The following is a 23,360-nucleotide window of genomic DNA, read 5'->3' on the forward strand; positions in this document are numbered from 1 at the left end:
GTTACCTTCCCGTGCTGCTCTTGCCCGAGTGTTGACCCTTAAAGGGTGCGCGCCTTAGCTTTCGTAGTCAATCGCGTGGCGCAGCTGTTTTTCATATTCCAGCGCCTTGCCGGTGCCCAAAGCCACACAATTCAGGCTTTCATCGGCAATCGACACGGCCAGTCCGGTCTGTTCGCGCAGGGCTAGATCCAGATCGCCCAGCAGCGCGCCACCACCGGTCAGCATGACGCCCCGGTCCACGATGTCCGCAGCCAGATCGGGCGGAGTGGTTTCCAGCGCGGTCATGACGGCTTCGCAGATTGCTTGAACCGGTTCCGACAATGCCTCGGCCACTTGCGCCTGGCTGATTTCGATTTCCTTGGGCACGCCATTTAGCAGGTCGCGGCCGCGGATGTGCATCGACTGGCCACGGCCGTCATCGGGCATGCGGGCAGTCCCGATGGTGGTCTTGATCCGCTCGGCGGTCGATTCACCCACCAGCAGGTTCTGCTGGCGGCGCAGGTAGGAAATAATGGCCTCATCCATCCGGTCTCCGCCCACACGGACTGAGCGGGCATAGACGATGTCGCCAAGCGACAGAACCGCCACTTCGGTGGTGCCGCCGCCGATATCGACGACCATGTTGCCGGTCGGATCGGTGATCGGCATGCCCGCGCCAATCGCGGCTGCAATAGGCTCGGCAATCAATCCGGCGCGACGTGCACCTGCGGACAGAACCGACTGACGGATCGCGCGTTTCTCAACCGGGGTAGCGCCATGCGGAACGCAGACGATGATCTTGGGTTTCGAAAAGGTCGAGCGTTTATGCACCTTGCGGATGAAATGCTTGATCATCTCTTCGGCGGTGTCGAAATCGGCAATGACACCTTCGCGCATCGGACGGATGGCTTCAATCGAACCCGGCGTCCGGCCCAGCATCAGCTTGGCGTCCTCACCCACGGCCAGCACTTTTTTCACACCGTCTTTCACGTGGTAGGCGACAACGGACGGTTCAGACAGGATCACACCGCGCCCTTTGACATAAACCAGCGTGTTCGCTGTCCCAAGGTCGATGGCCATGTCCGCTGTGAACAGGCCGCCCAGATTGCCAAAGATCCCCATGATTCCCCTGATCCTGTATGTCGGTTTTCTACTGCCCGCGACTCGACGGTTCCGGGACGGATGACTTATAGGGTGCCAATACGCCCGGTTAAAGGGCTGATTCCGCGACAATCAGCACCTTTCCGCCTTATTGAGAGGGACTTTAGAAGGCAATATGCTCTCTTATCAACACATTTACCACGCCGGGAATCTGGCTGATGTGCAAAAGCACGCATTATTGGCATGGGTGCTGAATTATTTGACCCGCAAAGACAAGCCGCTGACATACCTTGAAACCCACTCTGGTCGGGGTCTGTATAAGCTGGATGCGGTTGAGGCACTGCGCACGGGCGAGGCGGCGGCGGGTATCGGACGAGCTCAAAAGGCCGACTGGTTCGATGCGGATCATCCACTGAGCCGGGCAATTGCGGCGGTTCAGCAGCGACAGGGAAGTGCGGCCTATCCCGGTTCTCCGATGATCGCGGCCAGTTTGCTACGCGATCAAGACAGTCTGCACTTTGCAGAGCTACACCCGCAAGAACACGCGGCTTTGGCTATGGCGATGTCACCCTATGGAGCCAAAGTGTATCAGCAGGATGGGTACGAATTGGCGCAATCCCTGCTGCCGCCGGCGCCGCGGCGCGGGATGTTGCTGATCGACCCAAGCTACGAAGTGAAATCGGAATATGATCGTCTGCCCGGCATCATCGCCAAGCTGCATCGCAAGTGGAATGTTGGCGTGATTGCCCTGTGGTATCCGCTGCTAACGGATGACCGTCACCGGGCGATGGTTTCGGGGTTGCAGGCGCAGAATCTGCCCAAGGCGTTTTGCCACGAGGTTCGGTTTGATCCGGTGCGAGAAGGGCACCACATGGTCGGTTCAGGTATGTTTATCGTCAATGCACCATTCGGTCTGGAAAACGAAGCTGCCCGGTTGACCAAGTTGTTCAAGGCGCTCTGAACACAGTCTTCAGTCAATTCCAGAATGCTCCCGCCTCGCTTGCCCGCATCAAAGATGCAGCCAACCGAGTTGGGCCCGGCAGCGCGCCTATGGCGCGCTGCCGGGCCCAAAACCCAAGAAGGTTCGGCGAAGCCGGGCCGCCGCGGGTGCGAGAGCCTTTGCCCCTAGGTCAGGTCTTTGTAGCTGATTTCGCGCGCATCGGTCCCGGGGCCGGTTTTTTCACGGCGTACGATCAGGCGGTTCAAGGCGTGAAGATAGGCTTTGGCCGAAGCCACCACCGTATCCGTGTTGGCCGATTGGCCCGTTGCGATCATGCCGTCCTCTTCCAGACGCACCGACACTGTGGCCTGGGCATCAGTGCCCGCGGTTACAGCATGCACTTGATACAGCTGAAGATGGGCTTTGTTCGGAAAGATCGCGCGGATAGCCTTGAAGGTCGCATCCACCGGACCGTCGCCGTGTTCGGTTGCGATGATGTCCTTGCCGTCCACTTCCAACTCGACCGTCGACTCCGCCTGTCCGCCGGTTCCGCAGGTCACTTTCATCGACACCAATTGCAGATGATCGTCTTCATCGTCCAGCGTCATCAGTGCGATGAGATCGTCGTCAAACACCTCTTTCTTGCGGTCAGCCAAATCCTTGAACCGCACGAAGATATCCTTGAGCTGGTTGTCACCAACCTCATAGCCCAGCGTTTCCAGCTTATCGCGCAACGCCGCGCGGCCCGAGTGTTTTCCCAAAGGCAAGGACGTGCCCGAGAGGCCGATATCTTCGGGGCGCATGATCTCAAAGTTTTCGCGGTTCTTCAGCATGCCATCCTGGTGGATACCGCTTTCATGGGCAAAGGCGTTCTTGCCGACGATGGCCTTGTTGAACTGCACATTGAAGCCCGACACCGTCGCAACGCGGCGCGAGATATGCATGATCTTGGTCGTGTCAATGCCGGTGCTCCACGGCATAATGTCATTGCGGGTGCGCAGCGCCATGACGACCTCTTCCAACGCCGTATTGCCTGCGCGTTCGCCAAGGCCGTTGATAGTGCATTCAATCTGACGTGCCCCGCCCGCGACAGCGGCCAGCGAGTTCGCCGTCGCCATGCCAAGATCGTTGTGGCAGTGAGTTGCGAAGACCACCTCATCTGCACCCGGCACCGTCTCGATCAGGCGCTTGATCAGGTCAGCCGATTCCATCGGGGCCGTATAGCCCACAGTGTCGGGGATATTGATGGTTGTGGCACCGGCCTTGATCGCAATCTCGATCACGCGGCAAAGATAATCCCACTCGGTCCGCGTTGCATCCATCGGCGACCATTGCACGTTTTCACACAGGTTGCGCGCGTGGCTGACTGTCTCGTGGATTTTCTCGGCCATTTCGTCCTGTGTCAGGTTCGGAATGGCGCGGTGCAGTGGCGAGGTGCCGATGAACGTGTGAATTCGGTTCTTTCCGGCGTGCTTGATTGCTTCCCAACAGCGGTCGATATCGGCGAAATTGGCACGCGCCAGGCCGCAGATGCGGCTGTTTTTAGATCGCTCGGCGATCTCGGATACCGCTTTGAAATCACCCTCGGAGGCGATGGGAAACCCGGCCTCGATGATGTCGACGCCCATTTCGTCCAGCAGTTCTGCGATTTCCAGTTTTTCGTCATGGGTCATGGTTGCGCCAGGGCTTTGCTCGCCGTCACGCAAAGTGGTGTCAAAGATCAAGACGCGGTCTTGGTCGGTCACGTTGGTCATGGGATTCTCTTTCTTCTTCTGTCCTAAAGCCTATGGCGCGCGGGCGTCCTCCTCTGAGCGGGCGCGCCGGATGGCACGCTCAGAGGCGGATTAGGATCAGTAGGCCACGCAGAGACGCACCGCACAGGGCGGTGTCGGCAAAAGGGATATCTGCGCGGTTGATCATGGGGCGGAATTTATACAGAGCCCGCCCAGAATGAAAAGACCCATTTGCGCCTTAACTGCTGTTGCAGGGGTTTCTTTCTAGAGGGGCGTATTGATCCGCGTGGCAGGACGTCTAGGTGGTTGGCCATGAAAACAGCACTGATCATAGGCGCGTCAGGGGGAATCGGTCAGGCGGTATGTCACCGCCTGAGGGGGCAGGGCATGGCGGTGACCACCTTGTCGCGGTCTACGGACGGATTTGATTTAACCGATCCCGCCGGTGTTGAGAGCGTATTGGGCAAGTTGTCCGGCCCCTTCGACTTGATCCTCGTCGCCTCGGGCGCGTTAGAGATCAACGGGGCGGCCCCGGAAAAGACACTGCGTGCGGTCACAGCGCAGACAATGATGGACCAGTTTGCGTTGAACGCTGTCGGACCTGCGCTCATTCTAGGCCATGCATCACGCCTGCTGCCGCGGGATCGCCGGGCGATAATTGCAGTGCTATCGGCACGCGTCGGGTCCATCGGGGACAATAGGCTGGGCGGTTGGGTCAGCTATCGCGCAGCAAAAGCCGCGGTGAACCAGATCGTACATACGGGGGCGATCGAACTGCATCGTACCCACAAGCAGGCGATCTGCGTTGCCCTGCATCCCGGCACTGTGAAAACTGAATTCACCCGAAAATACCTGGGGCGTCATCCCGCTGTTGCACCGGATGAAGCCGCCGAGAACCTGTTGACCGTGATGGCGCATTTAACCCCAGCCGAAACAGGAGGGTTTTTCGATTGGGCCGGCAAACCCGTGCCGTGGTGAAGGTTCAGCCGTCCGAATCAGTTGTGTCCGTGGCATCCGCCTCAGGGGTCGCACTGCTCGATGTCGCCAATGCACCGTTTTCCCAGACACCGGTTTCCTCTTCGCCGTTGGCATAGCGCACTGTGCCGTTGCCGTGCCGTTTGGCGTCGACAAAGCTGCCCTCGTAAACATCGCCGCTAGGATACGTGGCGATCCCGTCACCGGTGATCTTGCCTTCGGTCCATTGGCCAGAATAGCTGAACCCGTTGGCCATGACGATTTCACCTTGCCCGTGGCGCTTGCCTGCGTTGAATTCGCCGGAATAGGTGGTGCCATCGGGATACGTGGACAAGCCCTTGCCCTGACGCAGACCATCGGCCCAGTCTCCGTCATAGCTCGACCCGTCAGCAGATGTCAGAATGCCCTTACCACTCGGCTTGGCGTTTTTGAACTGTCCTTTGTAGACCGTGCCATTGGGATAGGTGGAAATACCCTGACCTTCAATCACGCCAGCGATCCAATCGCCATCATAGGTCGAGCCGTCGGGGTAGGTGATCAGGCCCTTGCCCTCGGCCAGATCTGCCTTGAAATCGCCGACATGGACCGAGCCATCCGGATAGGTCATCTCACCTAGACCTTCAAGCAGCCCGTCGGTCCATTCGCCGGTGTATGCAAATCCGTCAGTGCCGGTATAGGCCCCCTGACCATGGCGCAGATCGTTGGCATAATCACCTTCGTAGACGTCGCCATTGGCATAAATCATCTTGCCCTTGCCTTGACGCCGACCCTCGATCAGTTCGCCTTCGTAGACGTCACCGTTGACAAGGGTCATACGTCCGGAGCCTGTTATGCGGTCTTCGACCCAATCGCCGACGTAAGTCATCCCGTCGGGCAGGGTCAGGCTGCCTTGACCGTGGCGCTGACCGTCCTTGATCTCGCCCTCATAGATACCGCCTTCGGCATAGGTAATCTTGCCACTGCCCTGTTTGACGCCATCAACCCAGTCCCCGTCATAGCTAAAGCCGCTGGGGTCCGTCATCATGCCCTTGCCGTGATAACGCGCGTTTTTGAAATTGCCCTCGTAGCGCGCGCCATTAGCATAGATCGCGATGCCAACGCCATTGAGTGACCCGTCGGCCCATTCACCTTCATAGCTGCCGCCATCGGCATAGATGATCTTGCCGCGCCCTTCCGGTTGTCCTTTGACAAACATGCCTTCGTAGATCGAGCCGTTGACATAGCGGGCAATCCCCTTGCCCTGAATCTCACCCTCAGCCCATTCGCCGCTATATTCGAACCCGTTAGGCAGGCGATACGTACCGGTTCCGTGGCGCAGGCCGTTTTCGAACGTGCCTTCGTAAACTCCGCCGACCTCATCGTCCGTGGTGATTACCTGACCGTTCTGTGCGGCGGCGCCCGTAGCGATCAGAGCAATTGCTGATGCGGCAATGGAAATGCGAAAAGCGTTCATAATCTGTCCTGCCTGCCCAGTGTTCATCCTTTTGCGCAAAACTAAGGTACAGGTGGGGGCAGAGCAACGGGTTTTGCCGCATTTGCCTTTTACTTGCGCAATGATCTGCTAAATGGCTGTAAGACTGACGAGGGCAAGAGGGCACAATGGCCGACCGTTTCCGTATCACTCTGGCGCAACTCAATCCCACTGTTGGGGATATCGACGGCAACGCAGCTAAGGCGTTGGCCGCGTGGAAGCAGGGGCGCGAGGCCGGGGCCGATCTGGTGGCGTTCCCCGAGATGTTCATCACCGGCTACAACACGCAGGACCTGGTGATGAAGCCTGCATTCCACCGGGCGGCGATGGCGGCGGTCGAGGATCTGGCTAAACAATGCGTCGATGGCCCTGCGATGGCGATTGGCGGCCCCTGGGCCGAAGACGGCAATCTTTTCAATGCGTACCTGATCCTCAAGAACGGGCGGATCAGCAGCAAGTCGTTGAAACATCATTTGCCCAATGAAACCGTGTTCGACGAAGTTCGCCTGTACGATGCCGGGCCTTTGGGCGGGCCTTATGCGGTTGGCAACACCCGCATCGGCAGCCCCATCTGCGAGGACAGCTGGCATCCGGATGTGGCCGAAACGCTTGAGGAAACCGGTGCCGAGTTCCTGCTGATCCCCAATGGTTCGCCGTATTTCCGCAACAAATACGACGTGCGCCTCAACCATATGGTGGCCCGCGTGGTCGAGACTGGCCTGCCGCTGATCTATCTGAACATGGTTGGCGGTCAGGACGATCAGGTTTTCGACGGGGCCACGTTTGGCCTGAACCCGGGCGGAGAGCTGGCGTTTCGGATGCCTGTCTTTGACGAGGCCGTGACGCATATCGATTTGGAGCGTGGCGATGATGGCTGGCGCATCGTGCCCGCTGAAATCGTGCCGCAGCCCGACGAATGGGAGCAGGACTATCGCACCATGGTGCAATCTTTGCGCGACTATATGGGTAAGACCGGGTTCAAAAAAGCGCTGCTGGGCTTGTCGGGCGGTGTCGATTCTGCCTTGGTCGCGGCTATCGCAGTGGATGCCATCGGCGCTGAGAATGTTCGCTGTGTGATGCTGCCATCGGAATACACCAGTCAGGCGTCGTTGGACGATGCCGAGGCCGTCGCCAAGGCGTTAGGCGTTCACTATGACTATGTACCGATCTCGGACAGCAGGGCAGCCGTGACCGATACCTTGGCCCCGCTGTTTACTGGGCGTGATGCGGATTTGACCGAAGAGAACATCCAATCCCGCCTGCGTGGTTTGCTGTTGATGGCGATCTCGAACAAGTTTGGTGAGATGCTTCTGACCACAGGCAACAAATCCGAGGTCGCGGTGGGATATGCCACCATCTACGGCGATATGAACGGGGGCTATAACCCGATCAAGGATTTGTACAAAACCCGTGTGTTTGAGACCTGCCGCTGGCGCAATGCAAACCACCGCGACTGGATGATGGGACCCGCAGGTGAGGTGATCCGCCCTTCGGTCATCGACAAGCCGCCCAGTGCCGAGCTGCGTGAGGACCAAAAGGACAGCGACAGCCTGCCCGACTATCCGGTTTTGGATGCCATTCTGGATATTCTGGTCGACCGCGAGGGCTCGATCGCCGATTGTGTCGCGGCCGGGTTTGACGAGGCAGACGCGCGGCGAGTCGAACATCTGATCTATATCAGCGAATACAAACGCTTTCAGTCCGCCCCCGGAACCCGGTTGACACATCGGGCTTTCTGGCTGGATCGCCGCTATCCGATTGTGAATCGCTGGCGGGACAAAGGCTGAACTGCTCTGGAACCAATTGAGGGATGAATGAGTGTTTCCTTGGCTGGGCCAGTTTGTCCAGAAGGGTGAGCATTGTTTCAATTTTTTCGATAACACTCTAATTTTCCAGCCTCTCTTGGAATAGATGGCTTGAAATTGAGACATTTTTTTGCCACATTTTAGCTTAATTCACGCCCCATCTGGGGCGGTGTGACCTTATTTCGAAAGTATCGAATTGTGGCGCACTTGGTGTTGGATGTCTGAGTTAACGATTTGGTGTTATTATGTATGAGGGATATGACAAACCGCTTCACCCGCCGTTGAGGTACAAATCAATGGAGTCCGAGGCGCTGGTTCTGGACGAAGCTAAGCTGGATTCTGCCATCGCGGATCTTCTTCGCGAGGATGAGTCCGAAGACCCCGAGCCTGAGGCAAAATCCACAAAAGCGCCGACCGTCTTTCCTGAACTGCCTCAACAGGCCGAGATGGACGAAGAGGTCGACACGAAAGACAGCGGGTTGGGGTCGACCCTGCGCCAGAAATTGGCAGAGCTGCGCGGCGCAGCCTAATTTTTTGGTAAATCCGGACGGAATGGCGCGTGTTTTCTTGCGCCTATTGGCGTGTTCGCCACAGCTTTGGAAAATCATTGGCCCTGCGGCACAAGGTACGTTGCCTGCGCGTCCGCTCTGGGCCTTCATGGCGGTCCGAGCCATGAAATAAGAGCGGTTGATGCCCGGCCCTAAGCCAACCCCCGTCGAACCTGATTTGCACTTGCCCAAAACCGTGGATGTCGTTGTCATTGGCGGCGGCATAATCGGCGCGTCAACCGCGCTGGAATTGTCTGAACGCGGTGCTTCAGTGTTGCTGTGTGAAAAAGGGCAGATCGCGGGCGAGCAAAGCTCGCGCAACTGGGGATGGGTGCGTCTGGGTATGCGCGATCCGCGGGAAATCCCATTGATGGTCGAGGCGCTGCATCTGTGGCAGGGGCTGGATCAGCGGACCGGTCGCAAGACCGGTTACACCCGTTCGGGCATCCTGTTTGGCGCCTCGGGCAAACGCAGCAGCGGAAATTTGGAACATTGGCTGCGCCATGTCGCCGGGTTGCAAACCGGTGCCAGATTGGTGGCCGGGGGAGAGTTGGACGCGATGCTGCCCGGCAATGAAACGGATTTTGATTGCGCCCTTTATATGCCGCAGGACGGTCGGGCCGAACCGCAATGGGCCGCGCCCGCCATCGCCGAGGCGGCGCGGGACCGAGGGGCGGTGCTGATGACCAATTGCGCCGTGCGCAGTGTCGATCTTAGGGACGGCCGCGTTGCTGGTGTGTTTACCGAGCGTGGCCGGGTAGCATGTAACTATGTGGTTTTGGCCGGAGGTGCCTGGTCACGTCTGTTTGCCGGGAATGCTGGGATTGATCTGCCGCAACTGAAGGTAATCAACACTGTTCTGCGCACGTCACCTGTCGAGGGTCCTGAAACAGCGCTTTGGGCGGATGAATTTGCCATGCGAAAGCGCGCTGATGGGGGCTATAGCATCGCGTCCGGTCGCGAGAATACGGTTGATATCGTGCCCGACAGCTTTCGTCTGGGCCGACAGTTCCTGCCTGCCTTTAAACAGGAATGGCGGTCTTTGCGCTTTCGATTGTCGGGCCGCTGGCGCACCGAGGCGCAGCAGGATCAGACCTGGCTGCCAACCGATGTGACGCCGTTCGAAAAATGCCGTGTGCTGGACCCCGAGCCGTCGTCAAAAGTGTTGCGCAAGGCATGGGCCAAAGCACGCAAAGCGTTTCCGGCGCTTGAACAGGCCGAGATTGTACAAAGCTGGGCGGGGATGATCGATGTAACACCGGATGCGGTGCCGGTAATCTCGGGGGTGGATGAGATGGCGGGAATGTATATTGCAACCGGGTTTTCCGGTCACGGGTTTGGTATCGGCCCCGCGGCAGGCCGCCTGATGGCTGACCTGGTTGCCGAAACCACGCCTTGCGTCGATCCGGCCGCTTTTCGCCTGTCCCGTTTCATGGATGGCTCAATTGTGCGGCCGGACCCTGGATACTAGGGCTTAGCCCATCATCTGATAGCTGACCGGGACAAAGCGGAACCCGTCACCGCGCGTTTCGACAAAGCCAGCCGCCGGGAACGGCATGTGATAGCCGATCATAGGCACCTTGTCGGCGGCCAGCATGCCCAGCACATTGCGCCGGGATGCGGTGGCGGCAGCCTTGTCCATGTCAAAGCGCACCTCCCAATCCGGGTGGGCAAAAGACCAGACATAGTGATTGGCCAAATCAGCGGTCAGCACCAGACGCTGCCCGTTGCTTTCCAAGTGGTAAACCGTGTGACCCGGAGTGTGCCCATAGGCTGCGACTGCGGTGATGCCCGACGCGACCTCGCCCCCATCTTCCACAAAGGTCATCTTTTCGGCCAGCGGTGTCACTTTGGCCGCGACCAGATCGCCGACACGGTTGCCTGCGTCTTGCGCGGCCCAGAAATCATATTCAGGCGATGCGGTGACATAGCGCGCATTCGGGAAGGTCGGCGCGTCATTGGTCGTCATGCCGCCGATATGGTCGGGATGCATATGGGTGATAACAACGACGTTGATCTGATCTGGCGTCACGCCCGCATCCGCCAGCGCGGCCTGAATGCCACCCTGACCCAGGCCAGTGTCGAACAGAACCAGTTCAGACCCGGTATTAACCAGCGTCGGGGTGAAGAAGAACTGCGCCACCTCGGGCGAGATGAAGTTGTCGGCTGAGACCTTGGCGAAATCCTCGTCCGAAGCGCCGCCGCCAAAGATATCCTTGGCACCGTCACGGGGCAGGCTACCGTCCAACAATGTGGTGACGGTGAAATCGCCCAACTTAAAGGATTTGGCGATGGTTGAATTGGCCTGGGTTTCGGTCCCGGCGGCCAGAACTGGGGCGGCGACGGATGCGAATGGCAATGCTGCTGCGGCTCCTAGGGCCGCGCGGCGGGTCAATTTGATGGTCATTTTGGATCTCCCTGTCAGAATATCAGGATGTTAGGTAGGGCGGAGAGGGTCACTTGCCACTCTATACACCCAAGACATGGGCTGTGTGGTTGAACATTACGTGTTAAATTTTGTTCATGGCGCGATTTGTAAACAAAACCGTTCCCACAAGGCAAAGCGTTGAGAGTTTCCTTTCGGCCGTACAGCCAACGCGAAAAGCCGAGGAGGCACGGGTACTGGATGCATTATTCCGCAAAGCAACTGGATTTGCACCAGTTATGTGGGGACCGTCGATGATCGGGTATGGGCGTTACCATTATCGATATAAATCCGGGCGCGAGGGTGATTTTCTAGCCACCGGGTTTTCCCCACGTAAATCCGCGCTGTCGATCTATATCATGCCCGGTTATGCGGATTTCGGGGATATTCTGACGCGCCTGGGCAAGCACAAATTGGGCAAATCCTGCCTTTATGTGAACAAGCTGGCGGATATCGATCTCGATGTGCTCTCCGAGTTGATCCGCGCCGGGCTGACGGACCTGAATCAGCACTGGCCGGTGCAGCCGACCTGAAACCCCTGCTGGACAAAAACGCGCCTTTGTGACATGAGCCGCGCCAACAGGAGAACTCCATGACCACCACCCGTTTTGCCCCGTCGCCCACCGGTTATATCCATGTGGGCAACCTGCGCACCGCCCTGATGAACTATCTGATCGCCCGCAAGGCAGGCGGTTCATTTATTCTGCGTATCGACGACACAGATCCCGAGCGGTCGAAAGAAGAATACGTCGATGCGATCAAGCAGGATCTGGAATGGTTGGGCCTGCATTGGGACCGGGTCGAACGTCAGTCCGAACGGCTGGACCGCTATGCCGAAGCAGCTGACAAACTGCGCGAAATGGGCCGGTTTTATGAGGCGTTTGAAACGCCGACAGAGCTGGACCTGAAGCGCAAGAAACAACTGAACATGGGCAAGCCGCCGGTCTATGACCGCGCCGCGCTGAACCTGTCGGATGCCGAGAAAGAGGCGCTGCGGGCTGAACGCGGCAACGGTGTATGGCGGTTCAAGCTGGATCATGAGCGGATCGAATGGACCGACGGCATTCTGGGCGACATCTCAATCGATGCGGCATCGGTGTCCGATCCTGTGCTTATCCGAGGTGATGGGCAGGTTCTGTATACGATCGCGTCGGTGGTGGATGACACCGAGATGGGCGTCACAGATGTGGTGCGTGGCTCGGACCACGTGACCAACACCGCGACGCAGATTCAGATCATCGAGGCGCTGGGTGGCAATTGCCCGCGCTTTGCGCACCACTCACTGCTGACCGGTCCGCAAGGTGAGGCTTTGTCCAAGCGTCTGGGCACGCTGGCCCTGCGCGATCTGCGTGAACAGGGTGTGCAACCGATGGCTTTGCTAAGTCTGATGGCGCGTCTGGGGTCTTCGGATCCGGTGGAATTGCGTTCGGACATGGCTGAGCTGATCGAAGGTTTCGATGTGAACCGTTTCGGGGCTGCACCAACCAAGTTTGACGTGCAGGACCTGTTCCCGCTGACGGCGAAGCACCTGCAATCGCTGCCGTTGGCCGATGTGGCCGACGCCGTTGCCGATGCAGGCGTTCCGGAAGATCTGGCCGAGCCGTTCTGGAAAATGGCCCGCGAAAACATCACCACGCTGGCCGATCTGAAAGGCTGGTGGGAGCTGTGCCGCGACGGGGCTGAACCCTTGATCGCGGATGAGGACCGTGAGTTTATCGCCGAGGCGATGACCCTGCTACCCGAAGAGCCTTTCGATGGTGAAACATGGGGCGCCTGGACCAAAGCGGTGAAAGAGGCCACCGGCCGCAAGGGCAAGGGCCTTTTCATGCCGCTGCGCAAGGCGCTAACCGGCATGGAGCGGGGTCCGGAAATGGCGACCTTGCTGCCGCTGCTGCAGGTGATCCGCGCACGCGGGTGAATGTACCTGACCCGGTAATAATCAGCCTAGAACACAAATGAGGCAGGCAGACCGCCTGCCTTATTTTGTTGGCCGGGCTGCAGCACTTGTGCCGAAACCAGTTGCAAGCGATCATCCACCAATTCGGTCTCTGCCGGTTTTAGTTGCTGATGGCGCGGATACCGAGGTTCTGCGCGATCATTCAGGATGGGCGCGTCCCAACCATCGGTGGTTGCAAAAAACCGATCCACTCCATCGGGTCCGAAAGCACGCAGATAACCCTGCACAACTACGTCAATATAACTGAGCAGCAGCGGATGGTGGTTGCTGGGTGCGGTATGACGGTCGTGGGGCACCGCGTAGACGGCAATTTCAACGTCATGGGTCAGGGAATGTGTGACCGCCTGCGTGGCAGGCACTCGATCATAGGCCCATTCCCGTTCATCCAGTGCTGCCCAATCGTTTTTCGGCACATGAGCTATCATCCCCTCAATCTCGCAATCCGGGTCCGGTATTGCGGTCAGAAAGGCCACCGGGCGCAGATCGGTATGCCGCCAGGCGCGCCGCCATCCCTTTAACCGGGCCGGGTGCGGATCGGGGAAATCATGGGTCGAAAGGTTCACAAGGCTGCCATAGCCAAAGAAATAGGGGTCTGCCACGTGCCGTCATGTCCTTTGAAGTGATTGATGTATGTCAAACCGGTTTTTTGCCAGACATGCAATAAGGTCCCACCTTGAAATTAGGGAGGCCAACATGCGGATTACCAAACGGACAAACATAGCAGTGCGCCTTTTGATGTATTGCGCGGCGCATCAGGATCGATTGGTGACAAAGGCCGAGATTGCGGATGTGTGCAACATCTCGGAAAACCATCTGGCACAGGTGATCAATCAATTGAGCCAGCTAGATTACCTGAGCACCCAGCGCGGTCGCAATGGCGGTATGTCTCTGGCGCGCCCAGCTGACGAAATTCGCGTCGGGTCGGTTTTTCGCCATGTTGAGGGCGCTTTACCGATCGCCGAGTGTTTTGCCGATGCCGACAATACTTGTCCATTGACCGATGCGTGTCGCTTGCGGGTGGCCCTAAGCGACGCCGCCGAGGTTTTCTATGCCTCGTTGGACGAGATCACGCTGGATGCGTTGGTCTGTGACAACGAACAGCTGTTGCAAATCCTGCAACCGGTGGCCTGCGTGCGCTGATCCTAGTCAGCAGCGCGCAGAATGCTGGCCGGACGAACGGCCAGTGGGCGCAGGGCAAAGACCAGACCTGCGCCCAGTGTCACAAGGATTCCGGCCAGCACGATACCCAGGGCTGAACTCCAGATGACCGTGAACCCGGTGTCAAAGATGTAAGTGGCTACCGCCCACCCCCCTAATATCCCGGTCAGCAGGGCGACGCCTCCGGCTGCTGCGCCCAGCAGGATCGAACGCAACGCAAAGCTGAGCAAAATACGCCGCCGGTCTGCGCCCAATGTCTTGAGGACCGCAGATTCGTAGCGGCGCGCGGTTTCGCCTGCTGCCGCGGCTCCGATCAAGACCAAGAAACCGGTCAGCAAAGACACACCCGCTCCATAGGAGGTCGCCGCCGCCAGCCCGGCCAGCAGGCCCGAGACACGATCAATCGCATCACGCACCCGGATCGCGGTGATGTTCGGATATTGCCCGGCCAGATCGCGCAGAATGGCAGCCTCGGCCTGTTCTTCGGCATAGACGGTGGCGATAAAGCTGTGTGGGGCTCCGGCCAGCGCCGAAGGGTTCATCGACATGATGAAGCCGATACCGGCGGTTGAAAAATCTACCTCGCGTAGTGAGGTGATTTCGACGGCGATGTCCCGGCCAAGGATATTTACGGTCAACTCGTCGCCTAGGGATAGGCCCATTTCCTCGGCCTCTTCTGCCGCGAAACTGACCTGCGGCGAACCGGAATAGTCATCCGGCCACCATTCGCCTGCCGTGACGCGGGTGTTTTGTGGCCGAGCGGCCGAATAGGTCACGCCCCGATCACCGTCCAGAACCCAGTGGTCGCCCGCCACCTCTCGGGCAGGGCGGCCGTTGATCTGCGTGATGATCCCCCGCAGCATCGGTGCGCTTTCAACACGGGTGACAGCCGGGTCAGAGTCCAGCCGTTCGGTAAAACCAGGCATCTGGTCTTTTTGAATGTCGACGAAGAAATAGGATGGTGCCACGTCCGGCAAATTGCCTGCGATTGCATTGCGCAGGGTTCCGTCAATCTGGCCAACGGCGGCCAGTACCGAAAGCCCCAGCCCCAAGGACAGCACGACTGACGCTGCCCCTTCGCGCGGGTCCGAGATGGCCGACAAGGCCCATCGCAGGGCCGGGCGGCCACGTGCCGGTATGGCACCGAAACGGGCAAGTTTGCGGATCGCCAAAGCCGACAGAGACAGCACAAGCAGCGCGCCGACCAGCCCTCCGCTGGTCCACAGTGTCAGACGGGCCGAACCGCTGAACCAGGATGCTGATGCGACCAGCAGGGCCAGCCCGGTTCCGGTCGCCAAGATGAATACCGCGCGTGGCAGGGCGCGGGCCGAAGACAACGCATCGCGGAACAGGGTCGCGGCACGCACTTCTTCGGTGCGGGCAAGGGGCCAGAGTGTGAATAGGAAGGCAGTCAGAACCCCGTATATCGCGGCCTCGGCTAGCGGACGCGTATACAGCGAGAAGACTGCCGGGACGGGTAAGCGCGCCTCGATCAGCGGGGCCAGTAGCAGGGGAAGCTGTCCACCCAATGTTATGCCTACAAGGATGCCAATACCGGACAACACACCGATCTGGATCATGTAGGTTTGTAAAATCGTTGCGCGATCCGCCCCCAATGTGCGCAGCGTGGCGATGGTTTCGGTCTTTTGCCTCAAATAGGCCCGGACGGCGGCAGAGACGCCAATGCCGCCAACCGCTAGCCCCGATAGTCCCACAAGAACCAGAAAGGCGCTGAGGCGGGCGACAAACTCCGCAATCCCCGGTGCGCCATTGCGGGCATCGGTCCAGCGCATGCCGGTACTGTCGAAATTTTGCTGTGCTGTGGAGGACAAGGCCGCAAGGTCAGTATCGGGAGGCAAAGCCAGCCGGTATTTGGTGGAAAACAACGTCCCCGGCGCCAAAAGGCCCGACGCCTGTAAATCCTCGGTTCGCACCAAAGTGCGCGGCCCCAATCCGAACCCGTCAGCGGCACCGTCCGGTTCGTGGGCTAGGGCGGCGGTCAGGATAAATTCCTGCGTGCCAAGGGCAAAGCGGTCTCCGACGGACAAGCCCAGCCGATCCATCAGCACCGGATCCATGACCGCTCCGGGCAGGTTCTGGTCACCATCCAAAGCGGTGGATAGCGGTTGGTCAGGGTCCAAAACGGGTGTGCCCAGCAACGGATAAGCTGCATCTACCGATTTCACCTGAGTCAGCGCTCGCTGGGCATCCTCGCCCCGCCGGACCACGGCCATCGAGCGGAAGTCGACCACCTCAGACACAGCCGTTGCGGTCTGTTCCATCCAGTCACGCTCATCCTCATTGGCGAAGCGGTAGGTGAATTCCAATTGGGCGTCTCCACCCAGAAGCGCGGCGCCTTCCTGGGCAAGTCCCGTCTGGATGGCCTGACGCACCGATCCAACGGCGGCGATGGCGGCAACACCTAGCGCAAGACAGGCCAGAAACACCCGAAAACCGCGCAGTCCGCCGCGCAACTCGCGCCGGGCCAGACGGCCAGCCAGTCGGAGGCTCATTCCGCGGCCTCTTGCTGAACGTCTTCGGCAATCGTTCCGTCCCGCAACCGCACAACCCGGTCGCACTTGCGTGCCAGACTGTGGCTGTGGGTGACCAGAACCAGCGTTGCGCCGTGTTTGTCGCGCAGACCAAACAGGAGATCGACAATGGCTGCACCAGTTGCATCGTCCAGATTTCCCGTGGGTTCATCCGCCAGTAATATCTGGGGTCGCGGGGCCGACGCCCGGGCTAGCGCCACCCGTTGTTGCTCACCCCCCGACAATTGCGCCGGGTAATGATCGCGCCGATGGGACAGGCCGACCGCTTCCAGTTCGGCCTCGGCGCGGTCGAACGCATCCCTGTGCCCGGCCAGTTCTAGCGGCGTGGCCACGTTTTCCAGCGCGGTCATGGTCGGGATAAGGTGGAAGTTCTGAAACACCACACCCATCGTGTCACGCCGGAAACGGGCCAAGGCGTCTTCGTCCATGTCTGTCAGATCATGGCCAAGAGCGGTGATCTTGCCTGCCGTCGCCAGTTCCAACCCACCCATCAGCATCAACAGCGAGGATTTACCCGACCCGGACGGCCCCACCAGCCCAAGTGTCTCACCTTTGGTTACGCTCAGGGAAATGTCGTGCAGGATATTGACCCGCCCGGCATTGCCATCCAGCGACAAAGCGGCATTTTGGAGCGAAAGAACAGGTGTCGTCATAGGTCTTTCCAAATGAAGGCGGTCAAATGGGATATGGAGCGGTTCTGATGGTACGCAAGGCTTTGATGTCGGTGATATTTGTCTGCTGCGGTTTTGCAGCCACAGCCGAACAGGTCGTAATCGCAGCTTTAGGCGATTCCCTGACACAAGGCTATGGGTTGCCTGAAGAGGACGGGTTTGTACCGCAGTTGGACCGGTGGTTGAGGGCACAGGGCGCGGATGTGCGGCTGATCAACGCCGGTGTATCCGGCGATACCACAGCCGGAGGCGCTGCGCGCGTGGACTGGACTTTGACGCCGGAAGTGGATGGCATGATCGTGGCGCTGGGCGGTAACGATCTGCTGCGGGGGATCGATCCGGCGGTGTCACGCCGTAATCTCGAGGCAATTGTAAAAGCGGCAGAAGGTTCAGAGGTCGATGTCCTGCTGGTTGGTATGCAAGCGCCGGGGAATTATGGGGCGGACTACAAAAAAGCGTTTGATGCGATCTATCCCGACTTGGCTACAGCGTATGAAACGGGTTATGCGCCCAGTTTCTTTGCCGGGCTGACAGCCGGGGGCGATCCGGACGCCGCCCGCATTTACATGCAATCAGACGGCATTCACCCGAACGCCGTGGGGGTGGCCCTGATCGTTGAGACCCTTGGCCCTTACGTGTTGGAACTTGTGAGCGCCACCCGGCAGTGATCAGACGACGGTGACGACGGTGCCGATAGGCACACGTTCATACAGGTCGACCACATGCGAATTCAGCATGCGAATACAGCCGTTCGATGCTGCCCGCCCAATGGTTTGCGGCTGCGTGGTGCCGTGTATGCGGAAGTAGGTATCGACACCGTTCTGGAACAAATACAGCGCCCGCGCCCCCAATGGATTATCGCCCCCGCCGGGCTGGACATAGTCATTGTCCTTGAACTTGGCATAGGTGACGGGCTCGCGTTCGATCATCTCATCAGTCGGGCGCCAGGTAGGCCACTCCTTCTTGACGTCGATCGTGGCGGTGCCGGTGAATTCCAACCCCGCTTTACCCACCCCGCACCCATAGCGGACCGCTTTGCGCGGTTCGGTAACGTAGTAGAGGTAGAAGGACCGGGGAACGACAAGCAACTGACCCGGCAGAAACTCTTTCTTGATCCGCACGTATTGCGGCGTGGGATCGTATTCGACAGCTTTTTGCTTAGCGATTGCAACACCGGGCAAAAGGCTGGTGGCAGCAGTTGCTGTCAGGAAAGTACGGCGCGTGAACATGGCAGCTCTCTTCAACAAAACACAATAATCTTGACCCTAATGTCGGAATGATAGCCGATCTGGTCAATCGCCGGAGAGAAGTAACCTGTTTGTGATGTATTCGCCGGGACACACTTGCGGACGGCAGTCAAACGCAAAAGTGGTCGTCTGGCAAGAAAAAGGGCAGAGAAATACTCTGCCCTTTCATAGACTTACGCCAACTGAATGTCGTCGGCGCTTTCGCGGCCGTCACGACCCGAGCGCAGCTCGTACGTGACTTTCTGATTGTCGGCCAGGCCGGTCAGACCCGAACGTTCGACAGCTGAGATGTGTACGAAGATGTCTTTGCCGCCATCTTCGGGTGCAATAAAGCCGTAGCCTTTGGTGGTGTTGAACCATTTTACGGTGCCTGCGGGCATATCCGTTGTCTCCTGTTTAGTGCTGCCCACGGTGTTGCGGCAGCCCGGCGTCGTTGTCTGTATCGATAGACTGAGCGCCGTAGAAGGAGACAGTAGGTCGAAATAGAAAAACGTGTGCCCGTCAGATATGGCATTTGCACAAGCGCAGGGCAAGAGAGTGCTGAAGGCGATATCCTTCAGTAGGCAAAAGGCCGTTCGGTTAAGGGCGAGTCAAATCTTGTAAATCTTGCTTTCCTCAGGAAACATCGTTCGGATCGCCTTCAGACTTTGGTCTGACAGAACAACGGGTCGTTGATCACTTGCGGCCTTTCCAACCCCGTCTGATTGATTGACGTGTGGAAGCGCCTTTTGTTTGTTCTTGGCGCTGGAAAGTGGCTTAAGACTGCGAGACCGCCAAGCCTGGGACAACGCTGGGAATCTGCGATTTTCCAGCTTGCCGGTTAGCCACCTGTTCAGTTTCTCGGTGTTTTCAAGCTGAAACACATTTTTGACGTGGTTGACGCCTGCGCGGTCGATGGCATGAGCTTCCAGGCTGAGCGGAGAAAGGTTTTGGGTCGAGATCCATTTGGGCGCAAGTTCCTGCCAGGCAGGGTTCATGCCAACTTTGCCGAATTGAATCCATTCTTCAAAGTCGATTGTCGAGTTTTCATTCCAATCGGATTGATAGTTGTAGAGGCAATCAGCATCAGGTCGAAAAAATCGATAATATGACCAGAGCATATCAACCGGATTACGGATGGTCATGAAATAGGTCAGCTTTGGGTGATCCGGGTACAACTCTGCCAACTTTGCTTTGACATAGGGCGCCGTATCATGCGGGTGAAAATGCTCGACCGTTTTGGCCACGTCGACAGCAAAATCACCGTCATCCTTTGAAAGATAAGGACCAAGATGTCTGCGGATTGATGTGGAACCACAGCGTGGCTTGGATATGAAAACAAGCCCCTTTGAGAAAAGCACTCTCACAAATATTGTCCTTTGTTACTCGTCTGCTGCGGCTGCGATATGATCAACAGTTGCAACCTGACCCACTTTTTTCCAATTGCCAAGCAAGTCTGACCTGGGTGATGCATCGTCGAACATCCAGTCAGGGTGCTTTGATCTGCGGTCTTCAGTTGGAAATCGGCAGTTCTTCGACAGTCATTCGGTATTGTTTGGACGCAACAAAACATCGCGGCAGGTGTTCGATCACTTCGTCGATTGGATCGTAAACAAGGTCGGCTGCAGCTTTGAGTTCTGCCGGAATGTCCTTTGGCGCACGCTCGCGCCGTTCAGGGGGCGTGAAGTCCAATCCAGTAAAGCGCGAGATGGTTTCCTGATATTCCCAAAGCGCGTCATAGTGAACGCACAGAACAGGGACGTCTTCGTATGTCACCCATTCCTTGATCTGCCGCGCCTGCTGCAGCACATCGCGCTGAAACAGTTCGTCATAGGTACCGGTGGCATGCAGGTGATGAAAGTGTAGGTCGATCCAGTCCGCACCGTATCTATCCAACGCCGAATAAACAGAAAACGCGGAATCTTTTGCAGACCCGAAACAAAACACGACCCGAGTGTTCTCGGGCCATGAAGACAGGGGCTGAGGGTAATCGTGTGTCTTGTACACGCACGGCGCGTGAAATGTTGCGTCATCCAGCCGGGCGATGAAGTTCGATTTTTTCGCAGCTTCCCTGTCAACGTCCCTTAGCGAATCCGCAAGGGCCAGAAAGGTCATTGTGCTACCTGACCGGCCATTGCTGGCGACGATGACGCAGTTTTCCGGCGCGTTTTGCGGGATGCGTTTCAAACGCCGGGGGGCCAGCCTTTTGCGTACGCTCCGCATCCATTTGTCTATGCGTGCTTCGATGAAACCGTTCATCGCGCAAACTTTTTGTGCTTTAACCGCTTGGGTTCCAGCGCATCCGGTCCCAGACGACGCTTCTTGTCTTCTTCGTAGTCCTCGAAGTTGCCCTCGAACCATTCCACGTGCGCATCTCCCTCAAACGCCAGGATATGCGTGCAAATCCGGTCTAGGAAGAAGCGGTCGTGCGAGATTACGACGGCGCAGCCGGCGAAATCGACGAGGGCGTCTTCCAGCGCGCGCAGGGTCTCGACGTCGAGGTCGTTGGTGGGTTCGTCGAGCAGCAGCACGTTGCCACCCTCTTTCAGTAGACGGGCCATGTGGACGCGGTTGCGCTCACCGCCGGATAGCAGCGAGACCTTTTTCTGCTGATCTCCGCCCTTGAAGTTGAAGGACGAGCAATAAGCGCGGGAATTGACCTGTGCGTCGCCCAACTGGATGATCTCGGCGCCGCCGGTGATCGCCTCCCACACGGTGTCGTTGTCTTTCAGGTCGTCGCGGGACTGGTCGACATAGGACAGCTCGACGGTGTCGCCCAGCGTGATGGTGCCGCTGTCGGGCTGTTCCTGACCGGTGAGCATCTTGAATAGAGTCGATTTACCGGCACCGTTGGGGCCGATGACGCCGACAATGCCGCCGGGGGGCAAGGCGAAGTCAAGCCCTTCGATCAGTTGCTTGTCGCCCATGTGCTTCGACAGGCCCTCGACCTCGATCACCTTGCCACCAAGGCGCTGGCCGTTGGGGATGACGATCTGGGCACGGGTCAGCTTTTCGCGTTCGGACTGTTCGGCCAGCTCGTTATAGGCGTTGATCCGGGCCTTGGATTTGGCCTGGCGGGCCTTCTGGCCCTGACGCATCCATTCCAGCTCGCGCTGCAGGGTCTTCTGCTTGGACTTGTCTTCGCGCGCTTCCTGCTCCAACCGCTTGGCTTTTTGTTCCAGCCATGCGGAATAGTTGCCCTCGTACGGAATGCCGCGGCCGCGGTCGAGTTCGAGGATCCAGCCGGTGATGTCATCCAGGAAATAGCGGTCGTGGGTGACGATCAAGATGGTGCCCTTGTAGTCGATCAGGTGCTGTTGCAGCCATGCGATGGTCTCGGCATCCAGATGGTTGGTCGGTTCGTCCAAAAGCAGCATGTCGGGCGCTTCTAGCAGCAGTTTGCAGAGCGCCACGCGGCGTTTCTCACCACCCGAAAGGTTGGCGATGTTGGCGTCGTCCGGCGGGCAGCGCAGCGCCTCCATCGAGACGTCGATCTGGCTGTCGAGGTCCCAGAGGTTTTCCGCATCGATCGCGTCCTGCAGGGTGGTCATTTCCTCCATCAACTCGTCCGAATAGTTCTCGGCGATCTCCATGGCGATCTCGTTGAAGCGGTCGACCTTGGCCTTTTTCGCGGCCACGCCCAGCATGACATTTTCGCGGACTGAAAGCGATTCATCCAGCTGGGGTTCCTGCGGCAGATAACCGACCTTGGCGCCCTCAGCCGCCCATGCCTCACCCGAGAAATCGGTGTCGAGGCCGGCCATGATCTTCATCAGCGTCGATTTACCCGCGCCGTTGACGCCGACAACACCGATTTTCACGCCAGGCAGAAAGCTCAGGTGGATGTTTTCAAAGCACTTCTTGCCACCGGGATAGGTCTTGGAGACACCCTGCATGTGGTAGACATATTGATAGGCGGCCATGTCGCGTCCTTTGGGTCGGGGAATTTGAGTTGGCCGGTGTGATAGCGGATGCGTTGGGTGGGGGCAATCACGAACCAATGGGTCTGATGATGGTGGCTTGAATTCTATGGGGCATTCTTTGTGTCTGTCAGAAACGGTAGTTTCAACCAAACGCATTGCCCTGTAGGCACGACTCAACTGGGAGTTAATTTCGATGAAAGCTCAAATTGTTGCTAAGTCTATTGCCGCTGTTTTCTTGGGGATTGGTGTAGTCGGTGCTTCGCTGGTGCGTGCAGAAAACCGGTCGAACTGTGATGCACATAGAGGCGAAACATTTTGCTCGACCTTCAATGTGGCGCGGATGCTCGCAGATAACATCGTAAACGGCGAGGATGCTTCGGGCAGCATCTTGGGGCTAATCAGCGTGGCCGAAAAGGCGCAGAATGACATAAGGTACTTCACTACTTTCAATCTTATTCGGGCGCTTGTCGAGATTGAAGAAAGCTTCGAGCAAACAGAGGACTACCAACGGCTTAAGCGGGCATTTGTTCAGCAACTTCTGCAATACTCTGCGCTTTCAGGTGATGCGATAAGACCCAACCTGTATCTGGCCTATTTGGATACCATCATTGAGCCTAAACTGGATTTGCCCAAAAGCGCCAACTATCCCCCAATAGATTGGTCAGAGCCGTCAGAGAGTGCGAAGCTTCACATTAAGTGTATGGTCGAAAGTGATGTTCCTTTCTTGCCCTTCCAAAACATAACCGAATCCGCCGAATTCGTGGCGTGTATGATTGAGTGACCCGGAGGAGTTGTGTCTCTGCATGAGCTGATAGCAGGTTGGGCTAAACCTGGCCGTGTTGAGTGGATTGGCTTGCGACCAGCCCGGCGGCTTGTGGTTGAAGCGACGGAATCAG

At 58.1% G+C, this 23,360-nt stretch carries 22 protein-coding genes; 10 read left to right on the forward strand and 12 right to left on the reverse strand.

The window, feature by feature from the left end; translation table 11 throughout:
- Window positions 1-54 precede the first annotated feature (54 nt).
- The gene (locus tag AB1A64_RS12980) at window positions 55-1,101 is read right to left on the reverse strand and encodes a rod shape-determining protein (protein ID WP_008756832.1); all 1,047 of its coding nucleotides are present in this window, start codon (window positions 1,099-1,101) and stop codon (window positions 55-57) included.
- A 154-nt stretch (window positions 1,102-1,255) separates the two neighbouring features.
- Between AB1A64_RS12980 and rlmJ the strand changes: the two genes are divergently transcribed.
- A complete protein-coding gene (gene rlmJ, locus AB1A64_RS12985) occupies window positions 1,256-2,041 on the forward strand; it encodes a 23S rRNA (adenine(2030)-N(6))-methyltransferase RlmJ (RefSeq protein ID WP_366551793.1) in 786 nt (261 codons plus the stop codon).
- Between the two features lie 164 nt (window positions 2,042-2,205).
- On the opposite strand, the gene AB1A64_RS12990 is transcribed toward rlmJ, so the two are convergent.
- On the reverse strand, window positions 2,206-3,774 hold the full coding sequence (locus AB1A64_RS12990; protein WP_366551794.1) for a 2-isopropylmalate synthase: 1,569 nt from the start codon (window positions 3,772-3,774) through the stop codon (window positions 2,206-2,208).
- Between the two features lie 291 nt (window positions 3,775-4,065).
- Between AB1A64_RS12990 and AB1A64_RS12995 the strand changes: the two genes are divergently transcribed.
- On the forward strand, window positions 4,066-4,731 hold the full coding sequence (locus AB1A64_RS12995; RefSeq protein ID WP_366551795.1) for an SDR family NAD(P)-dependent oxidoreductase: 666 nt from the start codon (window positions 4,066-4,068) through the stop codon (window positions 4,729-4,731).
- Window positions 4,732-4,735: 4 nt separating this feature from the next.
- Here the strand turns inward: AB1A64_RS12995 and AB1A64_RS13000 are convergent, their stop codons facing one another.
- On the reverse strand, window positions 4,736-6,181 hold the full coding sequence (locus tag AB1A64_RS13000) for a 2-isopropylmalate synthase (RefSeq protein ID WP_366551796.1): 1,446 nt from the start codon (window positions 6,179-6,181) through the stop codon (window positions 4,736-4,738).
- A 146-nt stretch (window positions 6,182-6,327) separates the two neighbouring features.
- Here AB1A64_RS13000 and AB1A64_RS13005 point away from each other — a divergent pair, with 146 nt between their 5' ends.
- The 3 genes from AB1A64_RS13005 (at window position 6,328) to AB1A64_RS13015 (ending at window position 10,023) form a co-directional block, all read left to right on the forward strand.
- Window positions 6,328-7,986 carry an NAD+ synthase gene (locus AB1A64_RS13005; RefSeq protein WP_366551797.1) on the forward strand — a complete coding sequence of 553 codons (1,659 nt, stop codon included), beginning with the start codon at window positions 6,328-6,330 and terminating at the stop codon, window positions 7,984-7,986.
- 314 nt (window positions 7,987-8,300) lie between these two features.
- Window positions 8,301-8,534, forward strand: a complete 234-nt coding sequence (locus AB1A64_RS13010) for a hypothetical protein (protein WP_366551798.1) — start codon at window positions 8,301-8,303, stop codon at window positions 8,532-8,534.
- 160 nt (window positions 8,535-8,694) lie between these two features.
- On the forward strand, window positions 8,695-10,023 hold the full coding sequence (locus AB1A64_RS13015) for an FAD-binding oxidoreductase (RefSeq protein ID WP_366551800.1): 1,329 nt from the start codon (window positions 8,695-8,697) through the stop codon (window positions 10,021-10,023).
- A 3-nt stretch (window positions 10,024-10,026) separates the two neighbouring features.
- Here the strand turns inward: AB1A64_RS13015 and AB1A64_RS13020 are convergent, their stop codons facing one another.
- Entirely contained in the window at window positions 10,027-10,959 is a 933-nt protein-coding gene (locus AB1A64_RS13020; protein WP_366551801.1) for an MBL fold metallo-hydrolase, read from the reverse strand.
- A 116-nt stretch (window positions 10,960-11,075) separates the two neighbouring features.
- Here AB1A64_RS13020 and AB1A64_RS13025 point away from each other — a divergent pair, with 116 nt between their 5' ends.
- The gene (locus tag AB1A64_RS13025; RefSeq protein WP_366551802.1) at window positions 11,076-11,510 is read left to right on the forward strand and encodes a DUF1801 domain-containing protein; all 435 of its coding nucleotides are present in this window, start codon (window positions 11,076-11,078) and stop codon (window positions 11,508-11,510) included.
- A 59-nt stretch (window positions 11,511-11,569) separates the two neighbouring features.
- Window positions 11,570-12,895 carry a glutamate--tRNA ligase gene (gene gltX / locus AB1A64_RS13030; RefSeq protein ID WP_366551803.1) on the forward strand — a complete coding sequence of 442 codons (1,326 nt, stop codon included), beginning with the start codon at window positions 11,570-11,572 and terminating at the stop codon, window positions 12,893-12,895.
- 26 nt (window positions 12,896-12,921) lie between these two features.
- Here the strand turns inward: gltX and AB1A64_RS13035 are convergent, their stop codons facing one another.
- A complete protein-coding gene (locus AB1A64_RS13035; RefSeq protein ID WP_366551804.1) occupies window positions 12,922-13,533 on the reverse strand; it encodes a gamma-glutamylcyclotransferase family protein in 612 nt (203 codons plus the stop codon).
- 94 nt (window positions 13,534-13,627) lie between these two features.
- Here AB1A64_RS13035 and AB1A64_RS13040 point away from each other — a divergent pair, with 94 nt between their 5' ends.
- On the forward strand, window positions 13,628-14,074 hold the full coding sequence (locus AB1A64_RS13040) for an Rrf2 family transcriptional regulator (RefSeq protein WP_366551805.1): 447 nt from the start codon (window positions 13,628-13,630) through the stop codon (window positions 14,072-14,074).
- 2 nt (window positions 14,075-14,076) lie between these two features.
- Here AB1A64_RS13040 and AB1A64_RS13045 read toward each other — a convergent pair whose 3' ends face one another.
- Both AB1A64_RS13045 and AB1A64_RS13050 read right to left on the reverse strand, forming a co-directional pair.
- Window positions 14,077-16,605, reverse strand: coding sequence for an FtsX-like permease family protein (locus tag AB1A64_RS13045; RefSeq protein ID WP_366551806.1), 2,529 nt, complete (start codon window positions 16,603-16,605; stop codon window positions 14,077-14,079).
- Window positions 16,602-17,297 (reverse strand): ATP-binding cassette domain-containing protein, encoded by a 696-nt coding sequence (locus AB1A64_RS13050; RefSeq protein WP_366551807.1) that lies wholly within the window; start codon window positions 17,295-17,297, stop codon window positions 16,602-16,604. The genes AB1A64_RS13045 and AB1A64_RS13050 overlap by 4 nt, the downstream gene beginning before the upstream one ends.
- Before the next feature lie 26 nt (window positions 17,298-17,323).
- Between AB1A64_RS13050 and AB1A64_RS13055 the strand changes: the two genes are divergently transcribed.
- Entirely contained in the window at window positions 17,324-17,983 is a 660-nt protein-coding gene (locus AB1A64_RS13055) for an arylesterase (RefSeq protein WP_366551808.1), read from the forward strand.
- Here AB1A64_RS13055 and AB1A64_RS13060 read toward each other — a convergent pair whose 3' ends face one another.
- From AB1A64_RS13060 to ettA, 5 genes are all read right to left on the reverse strand, one after another.
- Window positions 17,984-18,544 carry a L,D-transpeptidase gene (locus AB1A64_RS13060; RefSeq protein WP_170350548.1) on the reverse strand — a complete coding sequence of 187 codons (561 nt, stop codon included), beginning with the start codon at window positions 18,542-18,544 and terminating at the stop codon, window positions 17,984-17,986.
- Window positions 18,545-18,735: 191 nt separating this feature from the next.
- Complete coding sequence (locus tag AB1A64_RS13065; RefSeq protein WP_170350547.1) at window positions 18,736-18,942, reverse strand: cold-shock protein; 207 nt, start codon at window positions 18,940-18,942, stop codon at window positions 18,736-18,738.
- A 210-nt stretch (window positions 18,943-19,152) separates the two neighbouring features.
- Entirely contained in the window at window positions 19,153-19,686 is a 534-nt protein-coding gene (locus AB1A64_RS13070) for a hypothetical protein (protein WP_366551809.1), read from the reverse strand.
- 367 nt (window positions 19,687-20,053) lie between these two features.
- Window positions 20,054-20,800, reverse strand: coding sequence for a hypothetical protein (locus AB1A64_RS13075; protein ID WP_366551810.1), 747 nt, complete (start codon window positions 20,798-20,800; stop codon window positions 20,054-20,056).
- Window positions 20,797-22,464 (reverse strand): energy-dependent translational throttle protein EttA, encoded by a 1,668-nt coding sequence (ettA, locus tag AB1A64_RS13080; protein ID WP_170516801.1) that lies wholly within the window; start codon window positions 22,462-22,464, stop codon window positions 20,797-20,799. The genes AB1A64_RS13075 and ettA overlap by 4 nt, the downstream gene beginning before the upstream one ends.
- A gap of 193 nt (window positions 22,465-22,657) precedes the next feature.
- Here ettA and AB1A64_RS13085 point away from each other — a divergent pair, with 193 nt between their 5' ends.
- A complete protein-coding gene (locus AB1A64_RS13085) occupies window positions 22,658-23,245 on the forward strand; it encodes a hypothetical protein (RefSeq protein ID WP_366551811.1) in 588 nt (195 codons plus the stop codon).
- The last annotated feature ends 115 nt before the right edge of the window (window positions 23,246-23,360 follow it).

The organism is Ruegeria sp. ANG10, from assembly GCF_040705255.1.
Classification (GTDB): domain Bacteria; phylum Pseudomonadota; class Alphaproteobacteria; order Rhodobacterales; family Rhodobacteraceae; genus Ruegeria.